The sequence below is a fragment of the Streptomyces sparsus genome, assembly GCF_054776295.1.
The window spans coordinates 1-1,912 of the sequence record NZ_BAAHCA010000157.1 but is presented as its reverse complement, the minus strand read 5'-3'; the positions used below and the strand labels follow the sequence as shown (position 1 = coordinate 1,912).

The window sequence follows — 1,912 nt, the reverse complement described above, 5'->3', positions numbered from 1 at the left end:
GGGCCGGTACGCGGTGGTGGCGCTGCGCGCCGAACGGCAGCTGGGTCAGGCGCCGTTCCACCGGATCCCGGCGGCGGAGGGCATGACGTTCACCTGGCGCATGCGCACCGACTACGAGGTGGCGGTGGTCGCCCTGGGTGCGGACGCCGGGCTCGCCGAACTGGCGGCCGTGCTCCGCAAGCGGTGTCCCGGCCCGGGCGGCATCTCACCCGTCGTGGGCGGTCTGGAGGACCTGGGCCGGGCCCGCCGGCTTGCCGAGGTCGCGCTGCGGACCTGCGGGCCGGAGACGGAACGCAGCCTGCGGCTCGACGAGCGGCTGCCGGCGGCGCTGGTGGTGAGCCAGCCGGAGCTGGCGGGGCTGCTGGTGTCGGACGTCTTCGGGCCGCTGCTGGAGCTGGAGGCCGCCGACCGCGCGCTGCTGCTGGAGACCCTGGACGCCTGGCTGGAGAGCCGGGCGTCGGCGGGCCGGGCCGCGACCCGGCTGTACTGCCACCGCAACACGGTCTTCAACCGGCTGCGGCGACTGGAGCAGCTGACGTCCCGCTCACTCTCCCATCCGCGCGACCTGACCGAGATGACACTCGCCCTGGACGCGTTCCGGCTGGCGGAGACGGCCGCTACCTGAGCACGAACTCGGCAGGAACGCGTCATGCCGGGACCAGCGGTGGTGGCGGTGGTCCGGCCGATCCAGCCGGTTCAGCCGGTTCAGCCGCGCAACCTGTCGTCGGGGGTCCCGGGGCGCCACACTCGTACTCGCGGCACGGCCGCCCCTCGCGCACGTGCACAACCCTGCCGGTCCTCACGTCCGAAGCATGCTGAGTGCCTGCATCGCCTCGCGTTCGATGCGCGAGAGCTCATGGAGGAGGGAGCCGGCCTGCGAGAGGTACTTCGCGTCGCCGGATTCGCCGGCTGCCGCGACGAGTGCGGCCACCTCGGTCCAGTGGGCGGCGGCTTCACGGTACAGGTCGTGGCCGGTGCGCAGGTGGCTGCTGTCGATCAGCTGGGCACACTCGGCGAGGAAGTCCCGGTAGAGGTTGCGGAACAGGGCACCGCCGGTACCGGCCCTCTCCATGAGGACTGCGGTCCTGGACAGGTCCTCCCGCTGATTGTCGCTGCGCTGGAGCCACTTCGGCACCTGCTCGGCGGCCTTCTTGATGCCCCGGTGGCCCAGATTCGCGATGGGCGGGCTCAGGAAGGCTTCTGCGCAGTTCCTGATCGCGGGAATGAGCAGGTCCTGCGGTGGCGTCGAGTTGCGGGGCGCGGTGATGGTGAAGGAGCGGTGCCTGGCGGTCATGGGGCCGCGCTCGGCCCGGGCCCTGGCCAGGCCGGTGAGGCTGGTGGAGACGGCCCCGCCCTGCGGTTCGGTGTCCACCAGGTAGGCGTCCTGTTCGTCGTAGCCGTACATGGCCACGACGTGGCCGCCGAAGTGGGCCTTGGTGGTGAAGTAGTCCAGGTGGTAGCTGTCGAGCTGAAGGCCGACCGGTCGACCGGCGTCGATGTGGGCCGCCACGTTCTGCCACGCCTTGCGCGGCGAGGTGGTCTCCTTGACCAGCAGTTCGAGTCCGAGTGAGGCGGCCAGGTTCCTGGTGAGCTCGAACGGCTTGACGCGACCCCCCAGGAAGGGGAAGCCAAGCCCTTTGCTGTCCCAGTAGACGAAGGACAGCCCGGAGCCCAGCCCGAACAGCATGGGCTCGGACAAGTCGAGTCCCTCATGCCGCAGCAGCACGCCCAGCGTCGTCGTCTCACAGTGCCGCATGCCGCGGACGTCGATGTCCTTCACCCTGGTCATGCTTACCGATTCTCCTCCGTCGCCGGACGGCGGCGCCGCAGCTGGGCGTGCCACGCCTCTGCGCGCCAGGCATGATGCCGCCGGGCAGGGCCGGGGCCGCCCGGTCGGGGCGCCGGCGGGGTC

General features: G+C 71.5%; 2 protein-coding genes. One reads left to right on the top strand and one right to left on the bottom strand.

Features of this window, described 5'->3' with window-relative positions:
• Nucleotides 1–625 (top strand): helix-turn-helix domain-containing protein (locus tag ACYVE9_RS10645; RefSeq protein ID WP_461027530.1); only part of this gene is annotated, 625 nt, incomplete at its 5' end.
• A 174-nt stretch (nt 626–799) separates the two neighbouring features.
• On the opposite strand, the gene ACYVE9_RS10640 is transcribed toward ACYVE9_RS10645, so the two are convergent.
• Complete coding sequence (locus tag ACYVE9_RS10640; protein ID WP_461027529.1) at nt 800–1,789, bottom strand: BtrH N-terminal domain-containing protein; 990 nt, start codon at nt 1,787–1,789, stop codon at nt 800–802.
• Between the last annotated feature and the right edge of the window lie 123 nt (nt 1,790–1,912).

Bases quoted from the DNA above. Each gene is read 5' to 3' on its own strand.
- ACYVE9_RS10640 (WP_461027529.1), bottom strand. From the start codon at position 1,789: ATGACCAGGGTGAAGGACATCGACGTCCGCGGCATGCGGCACTGTGAG.